Source organism: Streptomyces massasporeus (assembly GCF_014648995.1).
GTDB classification, from domain to species: domain Bacteria; phylum Actinomycetota; class Actinomycetes; order Streptomycetales; family Streptomycetaceae; genus Streptomyces; species Streptomyces massasporeus.
The window spans coordinates 30682-50143 of record NZ_BMSE01000029.1 but is presented as its reverse complement, the minus strand read 5'-3'; the positions used below and the strand labels follow the sequence as shown (position 1 = coordinate 50143).

Sequence of the window (19462 nt, the reverse complement as noted above, 5' to 3'; positions counted from 1 at the left end):
CGTAGTTCAACTCACCCTTCTCCCCTGCATGTCATGTACATGACATGCAGGGGAGAAGGGTCAACAGTCTGCTAGTTCGTTGGCCAGGACAGCCTGTGGGGCATCAACCGAACCCGCAAGGGCATCGACCACACCTGGGCAGCCCTGCGATCGATCCGCGTCGCCCGATCCGACAGCGCTCCGATCCACGTCATCCCCGACAACCACTCCGCCCACCTGAACTGGAGAAGCCGCCGGTGGGCGGCCTGGAGCAAGGTCGAGCTCCCATTCTTACGCCGACCTATGCCTCGTGGGCCTACCCCATTGCGGCCCACGTGGGGGCCGTTGCGGCAGTTCACCCTGGCCGACACGCACCACCCCAACCACACCGTCCAGACCCGGGCCCTGCATGCCTGCCGCGCTGGCGAAACCACAACGCCCGCCATTCCGACGTCCTCGCCGCCCAGCGACGCGAACGCGCCCGCCTCCGAAGCGAGGCCGGCATCCGCTGGGGTGGGCGTCCCACCACGATGGCGGCCTGAAAGAGCTACACCTGCTCTTGGTACACCCTGATCTCGGTTGGCTTGAGTCTGTGGATCGCTGTCCACGCTGCCCGTTGACTCAGCCATTGGGCCCACTCTTCGAGATCCCCTCCGGCATCGTGGAAGAACCAGGAGGTGTAGCTTCCCAGAGCCTCCAGGGCGGGTGTGAGTCCGTATCGCAGCTCGCAGTGGACGTGCACGTAGTGGTCGTGATCACCGTCGCTGTCGGAGACCTCGAACTGCCGGGCGAGGTCCAGCATGAACGTCGCAGGACCGTCGAACATGTGGGTCCCGTACTGGAGCAGAAGGCCGTCGGCGTCGGGTGCGTCCGGGCCGTGGAACAGCCGTCGGCCGAAACGAAGGAAGGCTAGCCAGACGTCTTCCGTGACCAGATCGGCAAGGGCTCGGGAGCCGAGTTCACCCTTCAGCAGTCCTGCGGCCTCATCCACCGACGGTCTCCGCGTCACCCCGTCCTCCTCCTCCAACGCACCCAGGCTGAGCCTATTCAACGCGCCGAACCCTCCCTGCCAGAGCACTAGCCTCGTCCGCGTTGCCGGTCCCAGCGGGGGGCTCGGTGCGAACGATGCTTCGCGATGTGGCGCGGGCATCGGGCGTGACGGCGGGCACCGCCCGCTTGAGCTGTTCGCCACGGCGCCGGCTGGTTCGATGAGTGATTACGGCGTAATCACTCATCGGCCCTGTGCTCTGGCACAACCACTCCAGCAGGGGGCGTCTTGCCCACCTATTGAGTCAGCCAGCCGGCCGTGGGTTCCAGCGCTGGTAGCCGTGCTGGTCTGCAGTACCGGCGAGCGGTTGCGCAATGCGCAGTATCTGCAGCGGTTGCGCGGCTCAGCGGGTCACCAGCTCAGCAGCTGCAGCCAAGGCAAGGTGCGCGTCGTCGGTCGTCGCTGCGGGCCGAGCCGTCCGCCTTTCTAGGTTGGTCAGAGCCCTGACTGCGGCAGCCAGGTAGCGGCTGAGGCTGACGACCTGAGTGGGTGTGCTGCAGTTGGACAGCACCTCAGCGACTTCGTCCAGCCAGTACTCGGCATCCTCGTCCAGGACAAGATCGTCTCGATGCTGCAAGAGCCGTTGGGCCACCGGCATCAGGAGAGGGTGCCTTTGCTGCGCTGCGTCCTGAGCTCGCCGTTCAGCGTTCCTCTGACGTATGCGCCGTTGCTCGGTCGCCACAACTGCTTCGGGTGTGCGTCGCACTGGCTGTGCGTCAGGGTCGTCATCCATCAAGGTCGCCGCTTGCAGCCGTTTGGCTTTGTTGTAGGCGGCGCTCGCTGCCTTGACCGCGAGGGCTGGCGCCAGGTCCTGCCACTCAGCACCCGCGGCTCGCGCATCATCCACGGCTCTGGCCTGGTGGACTTCTGATTGCTCGCGCAGGTATTGCCATAGCTGGACCCTCTTGAGGGCGGCTGCCCGCTGCTGCTCCGGCGATAGCCGGCGCAAGGCACCGGCGTGCTTCTCTGCGTAGAGAAGAGCGCTATAGGTCTCGTCGTCAGCGGGCATGCGTTCCACGTCAGGATCGGCTGCACCTTCGTGTAGTTGGCGCAGTTCTCCGACTGCGGCGACGGCGTCCATCCTTCCGACCCGGACGCGTTGCTTGACCAGCGGCTTCGTCGGGGGAGTGGGCTTTCGGATGCGGGCTGCCATGGGGTGAAGTGTGCCTGCCCGGCAGCCATTCACAGAATGTGAATCGCCGATTCACGCCTCCCGCGGGCAAAGAGACTGAACCCTGCCATCGTCCTGACTAGAGGCCGAGTAGCAGCACTTGGCTGTTGCCGTGCCGGCCGTCGGCCAGCTGCCCGGTCATGTGTCCGGTAGGAGAAGCCAGACCTCGGAGAAGGCGAGACCGTGGTCCTGGGTGACAACCCCGCAAGGGCAGCCCAGTGAAATCTGGCGCCAGTCGCAGGCCACAGTCCATGGGCCAGCCTTACGTCCGCACGCAGGGCAGCTGACAGTCTCTGCCGTCCACACCCCAAGAGCGGGTCTGCCGTACCGGCGGAAGTGGCCCACATACCGCACCTGCCAGGGTTCGACCGGAGGTGTGAGCGGGTCGGGGCCGGTTGAGCTCCGTGAGGCCAGCATGGCGAACAATGCGATCAGAGAGGGAAGCAGAGCATCCCCCGCTTCCGTTGGTGGAACGGCCAGCTCGCCTGGCCTCCCCGCCAAAGGCTCGTATCGCGGCGCCGCCGCTGCGACCGGTGGTGCCGGCGCGGCGTGCCAGGGCAAGAAGGCCCGGGCGACGGCGGCGAGGAGGGCGGCTGTGGGCGGGCTGACGGCACCCGCGTCCAAGTGGTGAAGTGCAGTGCGCAGGATGCGTTGGAGCCGCCGGTCCCGGTCCGTGGCAAGCGTCCGTGTGGCCGCATCCCGCCGGGGTGGTAGCTGGGCTGCAAGGCGAGCGAGGACCGCCGCTGCTGCCGTGGAGTCTGCGGTGGTAGGGCGCCACTTCCCGGCGGCCAGGAGCTGGCGTGCTCGTTGGGCCTCGCGGGTCAAGGCACGCGTCGCCAGTGAGCCGAGGGGTGTCTCGCTAGGTTCGTGCCCACTCGTCATCGCCCCCGGCTTCCCTCCTGTATCGCCCAGTCGCAAGGGCTGCACAAATGCACGGCCTTATCGTGACGGCAGACCGCAGCCTTCGCATCCACTCTAGGTACAACCAGTCTCGACCCGCTCCGCTGTGTGAGTAGGCATTGGCGCTGCTCGCTGGGTCATTCCTCCAGCGCCTGCCCATCGCGTCCGGCATCGTTGGAAGAACGTAAGCCGAAGTCCCTCAGGGATCGGCTGAGTGATTACGGCGTAATCACTTCCGTGGGGGCCTCCAGGCGACTGACGGGGGAGTGGTGGGTGGGGAAGTCCGGGGATCACGCTGTCAGCGGCGCCCTGCTCTGCCTCGCATACCGCGAAGCACGACAAGGCGGCCGATCCGAGCCTCTGCAGCCGCCCCGGTGATTACGTCGTAATCACGCTTCACTCAGCACCCCACATCGTTGGTGATCTACCGGTGATCACCGGGGGCGAGGTCGATGCGACGCTGTCAGCGGATGATGGATGGCGCTCAACCACGAGGACCCCAAGGGCTCGGTAGCGCATCGGTCCAGGACTACAAGCAGGCGTACGTCTTTTCAGGGACGGTCACTGTGGTCACGATCGCCTATGGCTCCGCCCGGAGTGAGACTCCCCGCTCAGAGGTCCGTTGCACCCTGATAGTGGCGGCGAAGTTCGCTGAGTACGCGCTCGTCGACGGCCCTGACATCCCACAACGAGCTGTCCATTTCGGTCAGGACGACCATCACCCTGCCCTTGTCGGAACCCTGTGCTCTGGCGTCGATCAGTTGGAGGAAGGGGGTCGCCAGCGACAACAGCGTCAGCGTGTCCATGCCTGCGTCAGCGGACCGTCTCTCCATCTCGAGGCAGCGAGGATCAACGATCTCGTCAATTTCGACGCGCCATGTCAGGTCCAAGCCGAAGCTGCCGAGGCGGACCAGTAGCTCAGCCAGGGTCACGTAGTGCTTTCCGTGCCAGGCAGGAAACGTGATCCCCTTCATTCCCACCTCTGCTTCGGTCGTATCGCGCGGCATGCGACCCCCTCGTTCAGCAGCAACACTAGGTCGCGGCACTCTGACCAGCCCACACGGCCCCGCCGGACGTGCCCTAACCGCTTTGGCGGCCTGTACGAGCCGACGCCTTGCGATTACGGCGTAATCACCAGCCAGGGGAGACGCCCTCGAGATGGCGCGTCCACCACTCACCCTGGAAGGGTGATTACGCCGCATCTCTCCCCAGTCGGCGTTGCTTGGGAGGCCTCAGAGGGCCCCGCCCCGGAGGGTCAGCATGCTGCCTCGCCGGCATGTGAGGCCAAGAGGGGATCGGCAGCAAGACGCTGGCGTGCTTGATACAGGTGCACCCGCACGGTGCTGGCGCTGATGCCGAGTTGCCGCGCGATCTGGGGCGGGGGAGTGCCGATCGCCCACAGCCATGTGACCTGCCGCATCCGAGGAGGAAGCCTGCTGAGAGCGTCCAGCAGTCGACGGTGGCGGAACGCTTCGACTACAACCTCTTCGGGGCTTCTTTCGACGCCGTTAGCGTCCAGCAGCTCGCCAGTCGTCACTTCCAGCCTGAACCTCGCTGAGGCGAAGTGGTCAGCCGCAAGATTGCGGGCGATGGTGACGAGCCACGCTCCGAAGTCCCGCCCTTTCCACGTGAAGGTGTCCAAGTGCTGGAACGCGCGAGTGAATGCTTCACTGCACAGGTCCTCTGCGGTGGTTCTTCCTCCGGTCCTGTAGTACAGGTACCGGTAGACCGTGTCGCTGTAGGCGTCGTAGAGCTGTGCGAAGGCAACACTGTCGCCAGCCTGTGCCCGGGTTACGCACTGGGCGATGTTTTCGATCCCGGAGGCCGGCTCCCCGTCCGAGGGGCGCGGAGCCGGCGAGGTCGGCGAACCCATCACCCTTCAGCTGTCGCGGGAGCGGGGTGGCGCAGGGCAATACACACTGCGACCCCGGACTGGACGAGCGCGGCGATGCTGGCTGCAACCGTGGGAGTGAGCGCGGCGAGCCCGACTGCGCTAGCCAGCAGGATGATGATCACGAGGACTTTGACTCGTCCACTGTGTGGCAGCGGTAGGCCGCACCACGGGTGTTGGGACCTGTCTCCTAGGCGGTGCCGAAGGTGCCGCATAGCGCAAACTCCCTTGTCTGAGAGGGCTTTTCACCGTGCTCCGGCCAAGGACTGCGGCGGAAAAGCCCCGCTAGGTTGACACTCGCAGTGTGGGACCAGCCACACGCCGTCTCCAAGCTCTGCGCAGCGTGGATAAGTTCACACGCTTCGGACTAAACGTCCTGCTTGCCGGGATCGTTGAACAGTCCGACAGCTCCTGGTGGTGGCCACTGGCGTTTAGGCCGGCCTTGGATGCCTCCGCTGTCTGAGAAGGGCCCGCCGTCTTGCTCCGGCCGAACGACTGAGACGGCGGGCCTTTGGCGTGCAACGTCACCGTGCCGCGCACGGTCGTGGCTGTCGGCCGGCACACGGCAAGCAAGGTGCCGGTTCATTCCTGCGTCTTCCCGCATGGAAGGACTGCCGCACGGTGCTCTCCCGGTGGCGCGTGCGATGCCTCGCGACGCGGTTGGCTGTGCGCGGCCCTCGGATGTCAGGGCTGGTGAATTGCTACTGAACTTGAACTCGTGATGTCGGTACCCCGCGGGCTGACGTGCGTCAGATGTGGGCCCGGACTTGCTGTACTGGATGTCCGAGTGCCTCCCCGATGGCGGCCAGTTCCTCGTCGCTAAACCAAGCACGCTCGGGGTTCCAGATGGCGATTTCGAATCGAGCAAAGCCGCATGGCCAGTCGTAGTCCAGTGCGTCCAGCGAGGTCGCGGTGCCGCAGCAGGGGACCACCACGGCGAGGGTTACGAAGCCGTCGTCGCAGTGGGCTTCGAGTAGGTCGGCCCACCACTCGATGTCGATCGACGCGCCGCAGTGGGGACAACCGATCTTCTGCAGATTCTGGCCGCAGTCGACAACGGTGAGTGTGTCGTGCCAGGTGACGTCGATCTCGACGTCCACGCCGTCGGGGAGTCCGGGGGCCAGGTCCTCCACGATCGACGCAGTACGGTCAGCCGCGGCCTGTTCGGGCTGCCAGTGTGGGTCGGTCGGAATGACAGAGAGAACATCGTCACTCATGGGCTCACTCGATTCGTCAGGCGGGAACCTCATCCAGGCGATGCGATGCTACTGAACGCGCGTTCGGATGGCAGGTTCCCAAGCAGGTCACCCGTCTAGGGCCAAGCTGGTTCCGGTGAGACAGCCGTCGAGTAACTGGGGCCGATACTGCAGCATCTTGAGCTTGCGTTTCACGGTCCGGGGGATCTGCCCCAGGTCGGCGGCGGCGAGGTTGCCGAGGTCCTGTTTGACCAAGGACCACACGCCTTCCTGCGGGTTCAGGTCTGGGGCGTAGGCAGGCAGCCTTGTCCCAGACCAAGACGATCGGACCACCAAGCTGGATCCGTGCGCGGACCAGCAGGTCACGAAAGTCCCGCGAGCCGAAGCCCTTGGGCTGGTCCTTGCGTCCGCGGTATTCGCGCACTGCGTAGATCAGCCGCGACCGCTCGCCCGCCTTGTAGCAGGTCATGCCCGCCAAGGACACCCGGCCCGAGCCTCGGCCTCGGACTCGCACCACCGGGGTCCGGCCGATTCGGCCCCAGGTCCTGGCACGCGGCGGCGTCAGCGACTGGCCGGCCTCGTCTTCGAAGACGATCCAGCCGTTGCGGCCGCCGCGGTGCTCTTACCCGCGGCCAGACCTCCTTCTTCCACAGCTCCACCGCGTCGTCGTCACGCTCGATCGCGCGGCGCGCCGGCTGCTGCCACGACCAGCCGTGACGCTTGAGCAGTCGCCACGTGCCCTCCACCGTGTACGAGATACGGAAGAGCCGACCGATCAGTTTCTTGACTCGCGCCAGGGTCCACCGCTGGTCGGCCCAGCCGTGTGCGAGCGGTCCCCGCTCCAACTCCCGTTCCAGCCTGGCGACCTGGGCACCGCTGAGCCTCGGCCGACCGGGCGACCCCTTCGAGGCGACACCAGCCGCCCCACCCTCACGCCACTGCTGCCGCCACCGTTCCACCGATCTCTCAGACACCCGCAGAGTGGCAGCGATGACCCTGTTCCTGTCCCCGGCTTCGAACCGAGCCACCGCATCCAGCCGCACTCGCTCCCGGGCTTCCCTCTCGGCGTCGGTCAAGCCGCCGCCCTGGGCGTACCTCACGGTCACAGCAGTACAGCGCAGAGGGCTCAACGCTCAGCCGAACGACCCGACATCACCCAATCAAGTTCAGTAGCAGGCCCTGAGGGCAGCCGTACGGGCCGTTGGGCGGGTGCAGGCAACCGAGAGAGATCGGACGGAACGGATGGGCCGGCGCACCAAATACTCGGAGGTCGGTCGGCAGAGAAGGGTGACGGCTGTTCACTGCGCCACTCACCCGGCACCCGCGTCGAGATCGAAGACCGCTGATCACGACGCGCGGGGGCCTCATGGCGCCGGTCAGCGCCATGAGCAGCCGGTGTCGCTGTATGTCGGTGCTTACGCCTGCGCAGGGCAAAAGTCGATCTCGGCCAACCGTAGTCGTGATCGCGTCAAGTCCGGCGTGTCGCTCATGCGTACGATCACCCGACCGGATAGACCTTCCCTCGACCACATGTTCGGATCATTGATTCGATTCGCATAGGTTCGGGGGTTCTTGATGCACATACCGTGGCTCAGGCGCGCCAGCAGACAGGCGCTCACCATGGCGACCGCGGTCGCCCTGCTGTCGGCCGTGCCGTCTATGGCGCAGGCAGACGCGTCGCCTGATCTCGAGGTTGAGTCGTACGTCCTGCCGCTTGGTTCGGCGACGCCATCGCTCGAGGAGTTGCAGAGCGCGGGAGGCATGGAACGTCTGCGGGACATTGCCCGTCACGCGGAGCCGATCGCGCAGTTGCCGCACGAGACGGTGGGCCCTGCGGCGTCGTACGCGCGGCTGGCGACCCAGCCATCCCGCACCACACCTGTCGGTTCAACCGCCTCGCCGACGCCCATGATTGCGGCTCCGGAGCCGGCACGCACGATGACGCTCGATGAATGCAAGAAGGGCCTGGGCACCGACAAGAAGTTCTACTTCACGTCCCGGTTCGCGGCCTGTTCGGGCGCTTCGTTCGTCCAGACCTGGCTCGTCAACGGCAGACCTTCCGGTGTGAGCATGTTCAATGTGCGGGTCGTGGGAACGATCGCCAAGAACAGCCGCACGATCAACTTCAAGTACTACTTCACCGAGATGGAATCTCAGGGCACTACCGAGGCACCGGCGATGAAGATCGCCACCAAGGGGAAGATGCCCAACAGCTGGCCGTCCACGGTCCGCTACACCAGGGGCGGCAACATGCCCGGAACGAAGACCTTCGCCGAACTCAAGGTCCTGCGCGCGTTCAACGAAACCGTCAACGCCAAGCCCGGGCAGGGCAGTCAAGGCAGCACCGACCTGATCGCGGCCATCTACCAGCCGTCCATCACCATCACACCGCCACCCAACGCCAACATCACCGGCGACCTCAAGGGTGACCTGTTCTTCCTGCCGCCGCGCTGGGACGCCGCCAAGTACCTGGCCAACTCCACCGGCGGCGGCAACCCCGACAAGAGAGGCGCGGCCTCATTCGCCTACATCGGCATGCTGAACTACAGCGCGAAGGCCGGCGCCAAGGAGCGGGCTGTGGCTCAGCACATCAAGACGGCGTTCACGAAGCCACAGGACACCAAGCCGTACATGTCAGCGAAGAAGGTGCCCGGTCAGACGCCCGACACGCCGCTGCACCGACTGGTCAACCAAAAGCGCAAGGACGACAACCGCAAGGCGGCGGTCAAGCAGTGCAAGCGATACTGGGGCGCCAACTACACGCACGGTGGCACGCGCGAGTGCGACGAGTACCCCTTCGCCACCACCTATGAGGGCGCTGCGGAGCACGACTACGACGCGGACGCGAAGAAGTTCAACTTCTCGGTGAAACCGATCGCAGAAGCGGACAACGGTGCGGGTGGCAGCCTGCTGCTCAGCTTCTACGCCAAGAACCGGGTCATCGACGGCATGGAAGACGGCTTCATCGTGAAGATCGTCTCCTGACGTGCCAGGGCGGGGCGCCCAACTGCCGGCGCTCCCGCCCCTGGTCCGTGTTCAGGCCGTTGCGGGCCAGAACTGCACGAGGTACCTCTCCACGCCTTCGCCCGTACCCTCCTGCTCCGACAGTGCCGCAGCTTCGCTGCGCCCGGCACAGCTCACCCGGACTCGCCAGGAGCCCCCCGCATCGGCGAGCGTGATCACATCGTCGGCGCGTCCCAAGTCCATGGACCACACGGCCACTTCACCGCTGGTCGACTCGAAGGGGGCCTCGGCCTGCTCGTCCCACCGGGACGGATCCTGCTCAGGGGGCTCCCCGTCCCACACCTCGAGGGTGACCGCCGCGGTATGTGTGTGGCCGCCGCTGTAGAGGTCGAGACGCCCCGGGAAGTCGTTCAGGAACACGCCCTGCTTGAAGTCGTCAGGGAACGGGACAGGCAGGTCACCGTCATCGGACTCCTGAAGCCCGAAGCCGTGATGCCCCACATCTGCATCAAGGTGTTGCTGCCGGACAAGCTCGGCCATGAGAGCTCCTTTGGCATGACAAACGACTGGTCATCCTCGTGATCCTAAGTCGGCCCCCTCCGGGACCACATGGGCATCCCCTGCCGACGGTAGGCCGCCGTCCTGACGGGAAAGATGCCGGATCTCGACAGGTATGCGGGACTGCGTCGCTCCACCTCCACCGAGGCGTTGGGTTCACCTTGTCCTGGTGCGGTGTCGCGTACGCGGCCTGATGTGCTGGCGCACATGGGGTGATCGACTGGTCCAGAACGCAGAGAGGCCCCTGGCCGACCCTCAGGCGAGGGGCGGCCAGGGGCCTCGTGTGTGCTGAGGGTGTGGAGTGGGCGGTGGTCGAAGCCACCGCGACACGGTCAGGCGGCGGGCTGCCGGCCCTGGTTGCCGAGGGAGCGGCGGGCGGTCAGGCGTCAGGGTCGACGTCGGGGTGGGTGAACCGCATGGGCTTGCCCAGCGACCGGGCGTAGGCGATTTCGGCTCTGGTGCTGACTCCGATGTAGTTGCCGACCACGAGCACCTCATCAGCAAGCCGGATCTTCGCCCGGTGCAGCTCGTCGAGCCGAGCCTTCAACCCCTCGCCGTCGACAGGATCGGCCCAGAGTGCGTGCGGCGACTTCATGTCACAGCCTGGTTTGACGACGATCCGCCCGGCTGCGGTCTCCCGCAGATCGGCCTCGTTCATCTCGGTCATGAAGCGGGTGGAGCCGCAGATCACGACGATAGGCGGGAGGCTCAACAGCTTCTTCGCGTCGGCGAGCTTCTCCTCGGGGGCGAGCAGTCGCGGGTATGTCACTGGTTCCGCCTGGCGGTGCGGTCCAAGAGTGGGCCTGCGGAGACAAGAACGAAGGTGTCGTCCTCGAAGTCGCGGGGGCCAGTCGGTCCGACTGGAGGACCTCGGTCAGTCGATGCCTTCGACGATGCGGAAGTCGCGCTCGAAGCCGTCGGGGAGGGCCACCAGCGCCTTCTGGTATGACTCGCTCTCGTATGCCGCGACCGCCTGTTCAAAACTGTCGAACTCGATCAGAACGACACGCTCGGTCATTCCGGCCTCGTGGGCGACGACTCGACCGAAATTGGACAGGACGCGCCCGCCCTCAGACCGGACAGCCAGACCCGCCAGCTCGTTGTAGGCAGTCAGCCCCTCAGGGTCGGAAATGGCGGGGTAGACGCTGACCCAGTAGCCCTTGGGCATGGAACCTCCAGTGTTGGGATGAGTACATCTGACTTGCGGGCTGGTCTCGGACGAGCGTCGGCGGGGGAGCGAGGCTTGTCAGCGTCGTGATCGCCGTGGCGCCGATGCCGACCAGCGCCGCGGTGGTGTAGGCGCTGTCGTCGTGGGAGAGGTGGCCAGGGCGGTGGCCGCGGCCAGGACCAGGCCGCCGATGTCGCTGCCCAGGGAGTATCCGACACTGCGGACGACGTAGTTGAAGCTCATGGCGCTCGACGTCTCGCTCCTGGGAGTGACGGCCAAAATGACGCCGGGCATCGCGGCCGAGAGGCCGCCGACGCCGAAGCCGAGCACCCCCATCGCCGCGAACAATTCGGCCAGGCCCGACCAAGCCGCCGCGATCAGGGCGAACCCGCCGCCGACCACGACGGCGCTGCCGGCCAGCGCACGGGCTACGTCATCAACTCGATGTGCGGATGCTCGGGCTCCGCCGGGCAGACGAAAAGATGCTGCCGGTAGCCGCTGCCTATCTGGACCCCGGTCGCGTTGTAGCCGCGGTGGCCGGGGTACGGTCCAGCACCTGGGTGGGGGTACGGAGACCAGCTGTTCCCGGCGTCGTCCCCTTCCTCAAACGTGGCGACGGTCATCAGAACCTCCATGCCGGTGCCGCACTCGGAGCAGTGCTGCGGGCTGGGGTCGGTGGAGTTCCAAGCGGGCCAGCCGCCGACCTTCCAGCCGGGTGCGTTGGACAGCACACAGTCGTAGTACGTGGCCGGGTCCATGTCTTCCTTTCCTGCCTGCGGCACACTCCACTGCTTGAGCTGCTCCTGCAGTTCTTCGCTCAGCTCCAGATGGTCGGGGTACTCGGTGATCTGCTCCGGTTCGAGCACGCACGGTTCCGGTAGATAACCGTCGAACTGCACTGCGGGCGGCTCTGGGGGGGGTGTCGAGGATGTCCGTGACAGCGGCTGCGGAACGCCAGAAGAGCAGGGTCCTGGGCATGATCGGATGATCGAAGGGGCACCACAGAACCTGCAACAGGTCCTTACCCTCCGGCGGGCTCAGATCGGGCACATCCCGTGCGTACAGTTGCGCGACGGGCAGCATCGCTATGGGGCCGTCGTACGCCTGGACCTTGAGCCTCAACGGATACGTCTGAGGGGGCCGGATCCGCTCGAGGGTCTCCCGTTCCTCGGGAGTCAGGTCCCGGCCGTGCGAGGCGGCGAAGATCCGTCGTTCCAGCCGCAGATCCGCCGGGGACTGGGCTGGGTTGATGCCGTCCGTCACATGCGGTTCCTCGCAGTGCGGCCACGGTTCCTCGGCGGGCCACAGCAGCGGCCCGCCGATTGAGCTGTCGTGCCACGTCGGCGCCCCAGGGCGGGGGTGCAGGCGGGTCGCCGTGCGGGCCAGCGGGGCCAGTTGGGGAGAGACCGCGGCAACGTCGATCGGCCGTGGCGGAGTGACAGGAGTGTCATTCATGGCCGCAATCTTGCCAATCACCTCTGACAACGGCCCTCGTTGCCGCCTCACGAAGAGCTCCGCCACGGGCGCCACCCGGGGAGAGCCCTACCGCCGGTCCGTCGCCGGTAGATGTCCCGCGAATAGGTCCACGAGCGCCGTTTGTACGTCCACGCGCACGGTTCGTAGCCATCCCCACTTCCATTCGGGTCCTATGGGTTACCTTGGCGCGCCGCAAACCCGGCCGGGGTACGCAGCAGCCGCTCGCCGTAGGCGAGGAGAGCCTCGGGGCCGGGGCAGGCCCGAGAGCGGATCGCGGCGGACGGCGCACACGGACGTCGTCGGCGAGGACGGCCACGGCGAAAGGCACAGCGGCCGCGGGAGGGGCTTTCCACCGTATGAGGTAAGCCTCTTGTCGTGTGTGGCCTGCGCACGGTCGTGGCCCGGGCGGGCATGCTGCGCGCTATACGACGGCCGTGAAGCCGGCGGTGGTCAGGAGCAGGACGAGAGCCGCGAGGATGGCCGCAACGCAAAGGACCCCCGGTCGGCCCCTCGTCGGAGGGGCGTGGCCGGGGGCCTCATTTGCTGGGGTCAGTTGACCAGTGCGATACCGATGGCCAGGCAGCCGAGCCGTTCCTTGTCCGGCGGGTAGATGCGCCGGATGTTGGCCAGTTGCTCCTCACGGCTGGCTTCGGGGTTCACCTGGGAGGGCCCTTCGGCGTCCAGGAGTTCCTCGAACGAGGCGTACTCGGCAACGCGTGTCACCCGCGTCATGCATGACCGGTCGGTGCCCTTGACCGTGAACCGGATCAGGTCACCGGCCGCCAGGCCGTCGAACTTCGGGTACTTCACCCGGACCTCCCGGGTCTTGCGGCCGGCGGCCACGAGATCGAAGTACTGGGGGTACAGGTTCAGCTCGATGACGCGGGCTGAGGCGGTGCTCATGTAGCCGGGCTCCCTGCGGGTAAGGACATCAGCCGCGACAGCTCCGCAGCCGAGTACGAGCGGAAGAAGTGCCGGGGGTGGGACAGCAGCAGGCCCGCCAGGTTCAGCAGGCGGTCCGCGAACTCCCCCACGGTGCCGGGCCACTTCCGGGTGTCGAGCATCCACGGTTCGGCGCCCGCGGGCAACGCCGCCTCCCCGGAGCGGATGAGGCTCTTGGAGAGCTTGGCGCCCGTCTCGGCGACGATCATCAGGCAGAACAGCCGAGCGGGCAGTTGGCCCCGGGTCAGGCCCACGGCCTGGAGCGCGCCGTCGACCAGGATGCTCCCGGGCATCCAGTCGGTGCCCTTGACCATCACCTGAAGAACACTGGTCTCCGCGAGCGCGGCGAGTTCCTTGACCATGTTGCGGTAGAGGGTGGCGAGGTCGAGGTAGCCGCCACCGTCAGGCGTGATGGTGGCCGTGTAGGGGCCGTGGTGCAGGCAGACCGCCGATACGCGGGCGAGGCCGCGGCCGGCGTCTTCCACGCGGGTGCGCTCGGCGTACTTCTCCGCCCACCCGCAGGAGTGCGGGCAGGGCACCCGCAGGTGCGGGACTCCCGTGGAGGGAGCCAGCCAGAGGCTTGCGGCGTCCAGGCGCGGCAGCACCCGCAGCCACGTCTGCCGGAACTGGCTGGTCGCCTGCTGCTGTGAGTAGGTCTCCACGCTGTACGGCACGGCCAGCCGCTTGGAGAGGGCGTCGAACAGGGGTTGGTAGAGGGTGGCGATCAGGCGGGCGATGCCGTCCGTGCCGAGGGCCTGGGCGTAGGCCCGCTGGTAACGGTTCCCCGATACGGGGTCGGTGGCCAACTCGTGCGGCGCATTGTCCAGTGCCGAGAAGCGGACCTCCACGGGCAGGTCGTGGCGGTCGTGGAGGCGGGCGGCCGTGGCGAACGCCATGGACTGCACCAGCGAGGTTCCGGCGTGGGGGCGCCGTTGATCTGGGTACCGACCACCAGGGCGATCCGTTGCGGCCTGTTGGCGCGGATGCGCGGGGCGAGGACGTCCTCCACCTTCGTCAGGGCGTTCGCGAGGACGGTGTTCGGGCTGATGAGCGTCATGCTGGTGCCTCATCTCGTGTCGGTGAGCTGCTGTGACTGCGTGGACCGGTCCGGGGGGACAGCCAGGCCGGGGCGTGGAGTCACAGGAGGCGGACTCCGGCCCTGGGGGGCCGGGTGCCTCGGCGGGTCAAGGCGCGGGCCCCGGCGGCGACCCATGCGGCCGCGGCGATCCACCCCTTGTGCCAGAACTGATCCAGTAGGGCCCGGCGCCCGGGCCCCGAGTGCGCCGCTGGCCCTTACCGCTGTTGTAAGCCATGCGGGCCAAGGCAGGCGCCTCGGGGCCGTTCTCGTGCCAGTGGTCGGCACCCCGGTCGGCGACGTAACGCGTGACGGCGGAGATAACGAGTCCCGGCGGCCGGGGCGCTGAGCGCCGTACCCGGCCAGGAGCAGGCGGGGCACAGCACTCGAGGTGGGGTGTGGATGCTACTCAGGAATGTCGGTGACCACGAGGAACTGATCGCTGCGCAAATCCATGAGGTGGCACAGCTGGCAGGCGGCGAGCAGGTTCTCGTCTCGCACGTCTTCGGGGGTGTGGTTGAGGTGGGCGGTGGTGAGGCCGACCACGGAGCCGGTGTCGGGGTGGATCTGCTCGTGGACGGCCGGGCAGCGGCCGCCCGGGTGCGTCAGGCCGCAGTGGCCCGTGCACTCGCAGCGGCCGCCTGCCCGCTGCAACCTGATCCGCGCGCTGATCTCGTTCCAGTCGCGCGGGTACCGGTGCAGGTTCTCGAGACGGATGGGCACGGCGGCTCCGCTACTCGCCGCCGGCGGCCTGGCGGTGCTCGAAGGCTTCGAGCAGCTCGCCCAGGTCGTTCGGCTCGGGCGCGGTGCCGACCCAGTCGCCGCCCTCGGTGAACACCTCCACCTCGGTGGTGTCGGCCTCGAACCAGCAGACGTACGGTCCGCACCGCTCGATGACCGCCGTGGCGAAGGCGGCCGGGTCGGACAGCTGCGGGGCGGTCTCCAGCACGGCGAGGGTGGTGACGACCAGCCACATCGGCTCGTCCGGCGTGCGGGGCAGCCGGAGGTAGCCGGTGACGCGGAGCTTGTCGCCGGGGACCAGGTCATGGATGACCGCGTGCGCCAGCTCCGAGTCGGCGACGCTGCACGGCAGGAGCATCTCGTCCGTGCGCTCGTCCGAGGGGGAGACGGTGAGCCGGAACCGCGCCGTCGACCCGTGCACGTCGCCGGGCACCGTCTCTTCGTCCAGGAAGCCGTCCAGGACGATCGGGTCGGTGGCCGCCATGGTCAGCTGGCCTTCGCGGTCGGCGTCTGGTGGGCGGCGTCGTATGCCTCCAGCACCGACTTGCGGATCATGCCCGCGTCGGCGACCTGGTGGCCGTTGGCGCGCGCCCAGGTCCGGATGGCGGCGAGCTCTTCCCTGCTGCGCCCGCTGCCCAGGCCGGAGCGGATCGGGGTGGGCGCGACCGTCGCCGCGGGGGCGGTGCCGGCCTTCACGGCGCGCAGGTCTTCCTGTGCCTTCTCCAGTTCGGCCTTGAGGCGGGTGACGCGGTCCTCGGCTTCGCGCTGTGCGTCGTCGGTGGTGCGCCGGGCGGTCAGCTCGGCAAGGTCGCCGCGGACTCGGGCGGCCTTGTTGCGGATGCTGGCCGTGGGGTGGCCCTCGGCCCATGCGAGCAGCTGCTCCACGCCGTCGGCCTCGGTGCTGTCGGTCTCGGTGGCGTCGTCGGTGGGCGTGCTGCGCGGCGGGTCGTTGGTCTCCGCAAGGGCGGTGATCTCGTCCTCGGTCAGTCCGGTGGCGTCCGTGATGGCGGCGGTGTTCGCCCCGTCGTAGTACATGGACAGCGCGGTCGCTTCGGTCGCGTTGAGGGGACGCTCGTACATGCCGGTTTCTCCTGCGTGGTCGGGGGTGAGGGGGAGCAGGGCGGTGAGGGTGTCGTCGTCGCCGGGCAGACCGACGGCATCCAGGAGGAGGACCAGGTCCTCCTTGCTGCTCGCGTGCCGGGCGACGGTGCGGACTGCGGCGGCCTGCTGTTCCACGGGGTTGGGGTTCAGGGGCAAGCCCTCGGCTTGGAGGGCCTCCTGCCAGTCGCCGAACATCACGCGGCCGCCTTGGTGGACAGGGCGGCCTTGAGGACCGCCATGTTCTGCGCCTGCCGGGCCGGGGTCATCGGTTCCTTCCACGGCTCGTACGGGGCGGGCCGGGTGGGGATGAGCTCCAGCTCCAGGCGGGCCATCACCTGGTCACGGACGGGCGGCGGGGCGTGGCGGGCCGCCTGCTGCCTCTCCTGCCGCTGGCGGTCCTGTTCGGCAACAACGCCGACCCAGTCGTCCCCCAGGCGCCGTTTGAGGCCCTTGCGGAGCGTGGCCCGCTGCCGGGCGGTGGTCGCCGCCCACACGCCGGTCGGTGTCAGCTGCCTGTTGGCCAGCGCCCACTTGAGGCAGCCGGTGACGATCGGGCAGCCGGAGCAGGCGAGCTTGGCCTTGGCGAGGGCCTTCTCCCGCTCCATGCGGTCGGCGATGTCCTCGATGGCGAACAGCTTCGGGTCGCTCTGGCAGCGGGTGCGGGTGTCGGTGTGGGGGAAGGGGATCCGGTCGTCGGCGACCACGGACGGGGCGTTCGGGATGCCGGTACGCGCACCGCTCATGACGGGACCTCCGTGAGCTGTGGGGCGAGGTCGGGCAGCTGGACGAGGACCTGCTCGAAGACGGAGAGCGGGACGAGCCACGGTCCGAGCTGGCCGTCGCAGGGCACCGGCAGGGCCAGCGGGTAGACGTCGTCCAGGTCGACGTGGACGCACTCGGTCTGCGCCCAGGGGCTACACGGCTCGCCGGGGTCGTTGTGGGAGCCGGTGATGCGGACGATGCCAAGGACCGCGCGGGTGGGCAGCTCGTGCCCGTGGATCGTGCGGGCCACGAGCGGGTCGCGCAGCGCGGCCCGGTCGGTCTCGACTCCGGCGTGCAGCAGGCGCCAGCCCGGAGCCCAGGCCCGGGGCCGGTTCTCCACGCGCTTGTCGCCGTGCAGGATGCAGGCCGCCCAGGGCTGCTTGATGGTGATGCCGCGGATGTGGTCCGGGGCGTACAGCGTCGGCCTCTTCACGCGGCGGCCCCGAGGGTGTCGGTGCCCGGCCGCCCGGCGCGCCGGCCGTTGACGGACGGCACGGCAGCGTGGGAGCGGGCGGCGAGGACCGGACGGCCGGTGTGCTTGCCCGCGTACATCGCGGCGTCGGCGGACCGCTGGAGCAGGGACAGGTCCGTCGTGCCGAGGATGTCGGGGCAGGCGGCGCCGATCGAGGCGGCGACGTCGACCAGGACGCCGTCGTCGACCTCCACCGGCTGCGCGAGCAGCTGCGTGAGCTGGGCGAGACGGAGCTCGCGGCAGGCCGGGCCGATCCGGACCGCGAAGGCGAACTCGTCTCCTCCGAGCCGGCCGACCGCCCTGCGGCTGCCCGCCCAGGCGGTGAACCGCTGCGCTGTGGCGGCCAGGACGCGGTCGCCGGCGGCGTGCCCGCCGGGTCCGTCGTTGATCTGCTTGAAGTGGTCCAGGTCCGCGATGCCGACCAGGGCGCTGTCGCCGTACCGGTCGGTGATCTGCCGGGCCTTGGCGGTGAAACCGTCGCGTCCGAGCAGACCCGTGAGCGGGTCGCGTCGGGCGGCGGACAGCTTCCTGCGCAGGCTGACCGCGTGCACGGTCCAGCCGGTCAGCGGCACGGCGAGCGTGGTGATGAACAGGGCGCGTTGCCCGATCGGGGCCTGTACGCGCACGGTGGAGGCCATACTGGTCTCTCCCTCTCGTCATGTACGGGATGGGTGGCCCGGGGCGGCCGACTGGTTTTCCGGCCTTGGCGGCCGTCCCGGGGCGGATTCAGAACGTGCGGCGCGTGCCGAACAGGCCGTGGGGGTTCACCCAGGGAGCGGCCGTCGCCTTGTTCCAGTCGAGGTCCCAGTCGGGCCGCAGCCCCCGGGCACCCCAACCGCTGACGAACTCGTGCGGGATCTCCTGCCCGGCCTGGTGCAGCAGCCGCGCCTTGTCGTATGCGTCGTGCGCGGCGGTGCGGGCAGCGAGAGGATCGTCGGCCAGGCCGACGAAGATGTGGATGCGCTGCCCCGGCTGATCGTTGTGCTTGGTCGGGACGTCAACCTCGAAGTAGCGAAGCGGCATGACGGCCCATCTCCTTCCATCGCTGGTCGTGGCGGGACACGCGGCGTCAGTGGCCGGCCGCGTGGTCGGCGGTGATGCGGACGGTGTCCGCGAGCAGCACGGTCAGCTCGTGGCCGTGGTCCACGGCGTCCTCCAGGCGCTCGATGAGCTCCAGGGGCAGGCCGCGGTTGCGGGCGCCGGTCAGGACGCCCTCCAGGTAGAGGACGTCGGCCAGGACCCGGCCGCGGACATCCAGGACGCAGGGCTGCACGGTGAGGACGTCGGCGTTCTTGGCCGTCGCCATCTGCGCGTGGTCGGCGGCTTCGGTGTAGGCGGTCTCGGTCTGCTCGGTGAGCAGCGCTTCGACCTGTGTGGTGTCGCCGTAGGCGCGGCGCCAGCCGAAACGGGCAGCGGCGGCTTCCATGAGGGAGCGGCGGGCGAGGGGCACGGTGACCTCCGGGGAGGGCCGGTCGTCCGGTCTCGGCTGACCGGACGGACACCGCACGGCCCCGCCGTCGCCCGCCCGGGGGGCGGTGCGGCGAGGCCGTACGGAGAGCGTCCGGTCAGCGCTTGGGGAAGCGAAGGATCGTGAACTCGGTGCCGGTGCCGTAACGGTCAGGAACTCCGGCTGCTCGTCCGCGAGGCGCTGCAGCTCCTCCTCGATCCACTCAGTGGAGCGCTGGAGGGCGAGGCGGTCCAGGTGGAAGTCGGTGAGGTAGACCATCTCGTCGTAGTCCGAGCGGCGCTCCGCGCTCAGCCGCTGGAGCACGATCTCGCGGGCGGCGTCGTCGTTGCTCCAGGAGCCGGGAAGTCGATGCTGGGGGACCGGGTAGCGGGATCCGGGACGCTGCAGGCGGGGCAGGCCGATCCGGCGGCGCGGGCGGGGGATAAGCACGAGTGTTCTCCTCCAGCGGTTGGGTGGGCTCACCGCGCCCCGCTGACGTCGGTGCGTCGACGGGGCGCGGGAGTTGGTGGCCGGGCGGCCTGTCCGGTCCTCGCCCGGCCCCGGGGCGCGG

General features: G+C 68.2%; 21 protein-coding genes and 2 pseudogenes. 2 read left to right on the top strand and 21 right to left on the bottom strand.

From position 1 onward, the window contains the following. Positions 1-96: 96 nt before the first annotated feature. A pseudogene (locus tag IE153_RS42145) lies at positions 97-521 on the top strand (IS630 family transposase); the annotation flags it as partial. Positions 522-526: 5 nt separating this feature from the next. Here the strand turns inward: IE153_RS42145 and IE153_RS38275 are convergent. The 6 genes and pseudogenes from IE153_RS38275 to IE153_RS42965 form a co-directional block, all read right to left on the bottom strand. Further along, entirely contained in the window at positions 527-1006 is a 480-nt protein-coding gene (locus IE153_RS38275) for a hypothetical protein (RefSeq protein WP_229829373.1), read from the bottom strand. A 364-nt stretch (positions 1007-1370) separates the two neighbouring features. Further along, the gene (locus IE153_RS38270) at positions 1371-2180 is read right to left on the bottom strand and encodes a hypothetical protein (RefSeq protein ID WP_229829372.1); all 810 of its coding nucleotides are present in this window, start codon (positions 2178-2180) and stop codon (positions 1371-1373) included. A 1529-nt stretch (positions 2181-3709) separates the two neighbouring features. Beyond that, positions 3710-4105: a hypothetical protein gene (locus IE153_RS38265; protein ID WP_229829371.1), complete on the bottom strand. Its 396-nt coding sequence runs from the start codon at positions 4103-4105 to the stop codon at positions 3710-3712. 248 nt (positions 4106-4353) lie between these two features. Beyond that, complete coding sequence (locus IE153_RS38260) at positions 4354-4971, bottom strand: sigma-70 family RNA polymerase sigma factor (RefSeq protein WP_189594277.1); 618 nt, start codon at positions 4969-4971, stop codon at positions 4354-4356. A gap of 767 nt (positions 4972-5738) precedes the next feature. Then, positions 5739-6206, bottom strand: coding sequence for a hypothetical protein (locus tag IE153_RS38255; protein WP_189594276.1), 468 nt, complete (start codon positions 6204-6206; stop codon positions 5739-5741). An 87-nt stretch (positions 6207-6293) separates the two neighbouring features. Continuing rightward, a pseudogene (locus IE153_RS42965) lies at positions 6294-7285 on the bottom strand (IS630 family transposase). A gap of 520 nt (positions 7286-7805) precedes the next feature. On the opposite strand from IE153_RS42965, the gene IE153_RS42140 reads away from it, so the two are divergent. Next, positions 7806-9170 carry a NucA/NucB deoxyribonuclease domain-containing protein gene (locus tag IE153_RS42140; protein ID WP_229829370.1) on the top strand — a complete coding sequence of 455 codons (1365 nt, stop codon included), beginning with the start codon at positions 7806-7808 and terminating at the stop codon, positions 9168-9170. Positions 9171-9221: 51 nt separating this feature from the next. On the opposite strand, the gene IE153_RS38240 is transcribed toward IE153_RS42140, so the two are convergent. The 15 genes from IE153_RS38240 to IE153_RS38170 form a co-directional block, all read right to left on the bottom strand. After that, the gene (locus IE153_RS38240) at positions 9222-9689 is read right to left on the bottom strand and encodes a hypothetical protein (RefSeq protein WP_189594275.1); all 468 of its coding nucleotides are present in this window, start codon (positions 9687-9689) and stop codon (positions 9222-9224) included. Positions 9690-10086: 397 nt separating this feature from the next. Then, entirely contained in the window at positions 10087-10476 is a 390-nt protein-coding gene (locus tag IE153_RS38235) for a hypothetical protein (RefSeq protein WP_189594274.1), read from the bottom strand. Positions 10477-10581: 105 nt separating this feature from the next. Continuing rightward, entirely contained in the window at positions 10582-10875 is a 294-nt protein-coding gene (locus IE153_RS38230) for a DUF1330 domain-containing protein (RefSeq protein WP_189594305.1), read from the bottom strand. A gap of 78 nt (positions 10876-10953) precedes the next feature. Beyond that, complete coding sequence (locus IE153_RS38225) at positions 10954-11277, bottom strand: MFS transporter (protein ID WP_229829369.1); 324 nt, start codon at positions 11275-11277, stop codon at positions 10954-10956. 26 nt (positions 11278-11303) lie between these two features. Further along, positions 11304-11741, bottom strand: coding sequence for a hypothetical protein (locus tag IE153_RS42660; RefSeq protein WP_308432239.1), 438 nt, complete (start codon positions 11739-11741; stop codon positions 11304-11306). 1159 nt (positions 11742-12900) lie between these two features. Next, positions 12901-13254 carry an ASCH domain-containing protein gene (locus tag IE153_RS38215; protein ID WP_189594273.1) on the bottom strand — a complete coding sequence of 118 codons (354 nt, stop codon included), beginning with the start codon at positions 13252-13254 and terminating at the stop codon, positions 12901-12903. After that, the gene (locus tag IE153_RS38210; protein WP_308432238.1) at positions 13251-14189 is read right to left on the bottom strand and encodes a hypothetical protein; all 939 of its coding nucleotides are present in this window, start codon (positions 14187-14189) and stop codon (positions 13251-13253) included. Before IE153_RS38210 ends, IE153_RS38215 begins: the two co-directional genes overlap by 4 nt. Before the next feature lie 584 nt (positions 14190-14773). Further along, complete coding sequence (locus IE153_RS38205; protein ID WP_229829368.1) at positions 14774-15091, bottom strand: hypothetical protein; 318 nt, start codon at positions 15089-15091, stop codon at positions 14774-14776. Between the two features lie 10 nt (positions 15092-15101). Then, on the bottom strand, positions 15102-15593 hold the full coding sequence (locus IE153_RS38200) for a hypothetical protein (protein WP_189594272.1): 492 nt from the start codon (positions 15591-15593) through the stop codon (positions 15102-15104). 2 nt (positions 15594-15595) lie between these two features. Next, positions 15596-16405 (bottom strand): Lsr2 family DNA-binding protein, encoded by an 810-nt coding sequence (locus IE153_RS38195; protein WP_189594304.1) that lies wholly within the window; start codon positions 16403-16405, stop codon positions 15596-15598. After that, positions 16405-16953: a WhiB family transcriptional regulator gene (locus IE153_RS38190; RefSeq protein ID WP_189594271.1), complete on the bottom strand. Its 549-nt coding sequence runs from the start codon at positions 16951-16953 to the stop codon at positions 16405-16407. Before IE153_RS38190 ends, IE153_RS38195 begins: the two co-directional genes overlap by 1 nt. Continuing rightward, the gene (locus IE153_RS38185; RefSeq protein WP_189594270.1) at positions 16950-17405 is read right to left on the bottom strand and encodes an ASCH domain-containing protein; all 456 of its coding nucleotides are present in this window, start codon (positions 17403-17405) and stop codon (positions 16950-16952) included. Before IE153_RS38185 ends, IE153_RS38190 begins: the two co-directional genes overlap by 4 nt. Beyond that, positions 17402-18082 carry a GGDEF domain-containing protein gene (locus tag IE153_RS38180; protein ID WP_189594269.1) on the bottom strand — a complete coding sequence of 227 codons (681 nt, stop codon included), beginning with the start codon at positions 18080-18082 and terminating at the stop codon, positions 17402-17404. Before IE153_RS38180 ends, IE153_RS38185 begins: the two co-directional genes overlap by 4 nt. 88 nt (positions 18083-18170) lie before the next feature. Continuing rightward, positions 18171-18467, bottom strand: a complete 297-nt coding sequence (locus IE153_RS38175; RefSeq protein ID WP_189594268.1) for a hypothetical protein — start codon at positions 18465-18467, stop codon at positions 18171-18173. A gap of 46 nt (positions 18468-18513) precedes the next feature. Further along, on the bottom strand, positions 18514-19341 hold the full coding sequence (locus IE153_RS38170; RefSeq protein WP_189594267.1) for a hypothetical protein: 828 nt from the start codon (positions 19339-19341) through the stop codon (positions 18514-18516). Positions 19342-19462: the final 121 nt, after the last annotated feature.

Excerpts from the sequence above, each read along its gene's own strand:
- IE153_RS38270 (WP_229829372.1), bottom strand. The coding sequence starts at position 2,180 with ATGGCAGCCCGCATCCGAAAGCCCACTCCCCCGACGAAGCCGCTGGTC.
- IE153_RS38265 (WP_229829371.1), bottom strand. The coding sequence starts at position 4,105 with ATGCCGCGCGATACGACCGAAGCAGAGGTGGGAATGAAGGGGATCACG.
- IE153_RS38260 (WP_189594277.1), bottom strand. The coding sequence starts at position 4,971 with ATGGGTTCGCCGACCTCGCCGGCTCCGCGCCCCTCGGACGGGGAGCCG.
- IE153_RS38255 (WP_189594276.1), bottom strand. The coding sequence starts at position 6,206 with ATGAGTGACGATGTTCTCTCTGTCATTCCGACCGACCCACACTGGCAG.
- IE153_RS42140 (WP_229829370.1), top strand. The coding sequence starts at position 7,806 with ATGGCGACCGCGGTCGCCCTGCTGTCGGCCGTGCCGTCTATGGCGCAG.
- IE153_RS38240 (WP_189594275.1), bottom strand. The coding sequence starts at position 9,689 with ATGGCCGAGCTTGTCCGGCAGCAACACCTTGATGCAGATGTGGGGCAT.
- IE153_RS38230 (WP_189594305.1), bottom strand. The coding sequence starts at position 10,875 with ATGCCCAAGGGCTACTGGGTCAGCGTCTACCCCGCCATTTCCGACCCT.
- IE153_RS38215 (WP_189594273.1), bottom strand. The coding sequence starts at position 13,254 with ATGAGCACCGCCTCAGCCCGCGTCATCGAGCTGAACCTGTACCCCCAG.
- IE153_RS38210 (WP_308432238.1), bottom strand. The coding sequence starts at position 14,189 with ATGGCGTTCGCCACGGCCGCCCGCCTCCACGACCGCCACGACCTGCCC.
- IE153_RS38200 (WP_189594272.1), bottom strand. The coding sequence starts at position 15,593 with ATGGCGGCCACCGACCCGATCGTCCTGGACGGCTTCCTGGACGAAGAG.
- IE153_RS38195 (WP_189594304.1), bottom strand. The coding sequence starts at position 16,405 with ATGTTCGGCGACTGGCAGGAGGCCCTCCAAGCCGAGGGCTTGCCCCTG.
- IE153_RS38190 (WP_189594271.1), bottom strand. The coding sequence starts at position 16,953 with ATGAGCGGTGCGCGTACCGGCATCCCGAACGCCCCGTCCGTGGTCGCC.
- IE153_RS38180 (WP_189594269.1), bottom strand. The coding sequence starts at position 18,082 with ATGGCCTCCACCGTGCGCGTACAGGCCCCGATCGGGCAACGCGCCCTG.
- IE153_RS38175 (WP_189594268.1), bottom strand. The coding sequence starts at position 18,467 with ATGCCGCTTCGCTACTTCGAGGTTGACGTCCCGACCAAGCACAACGAT.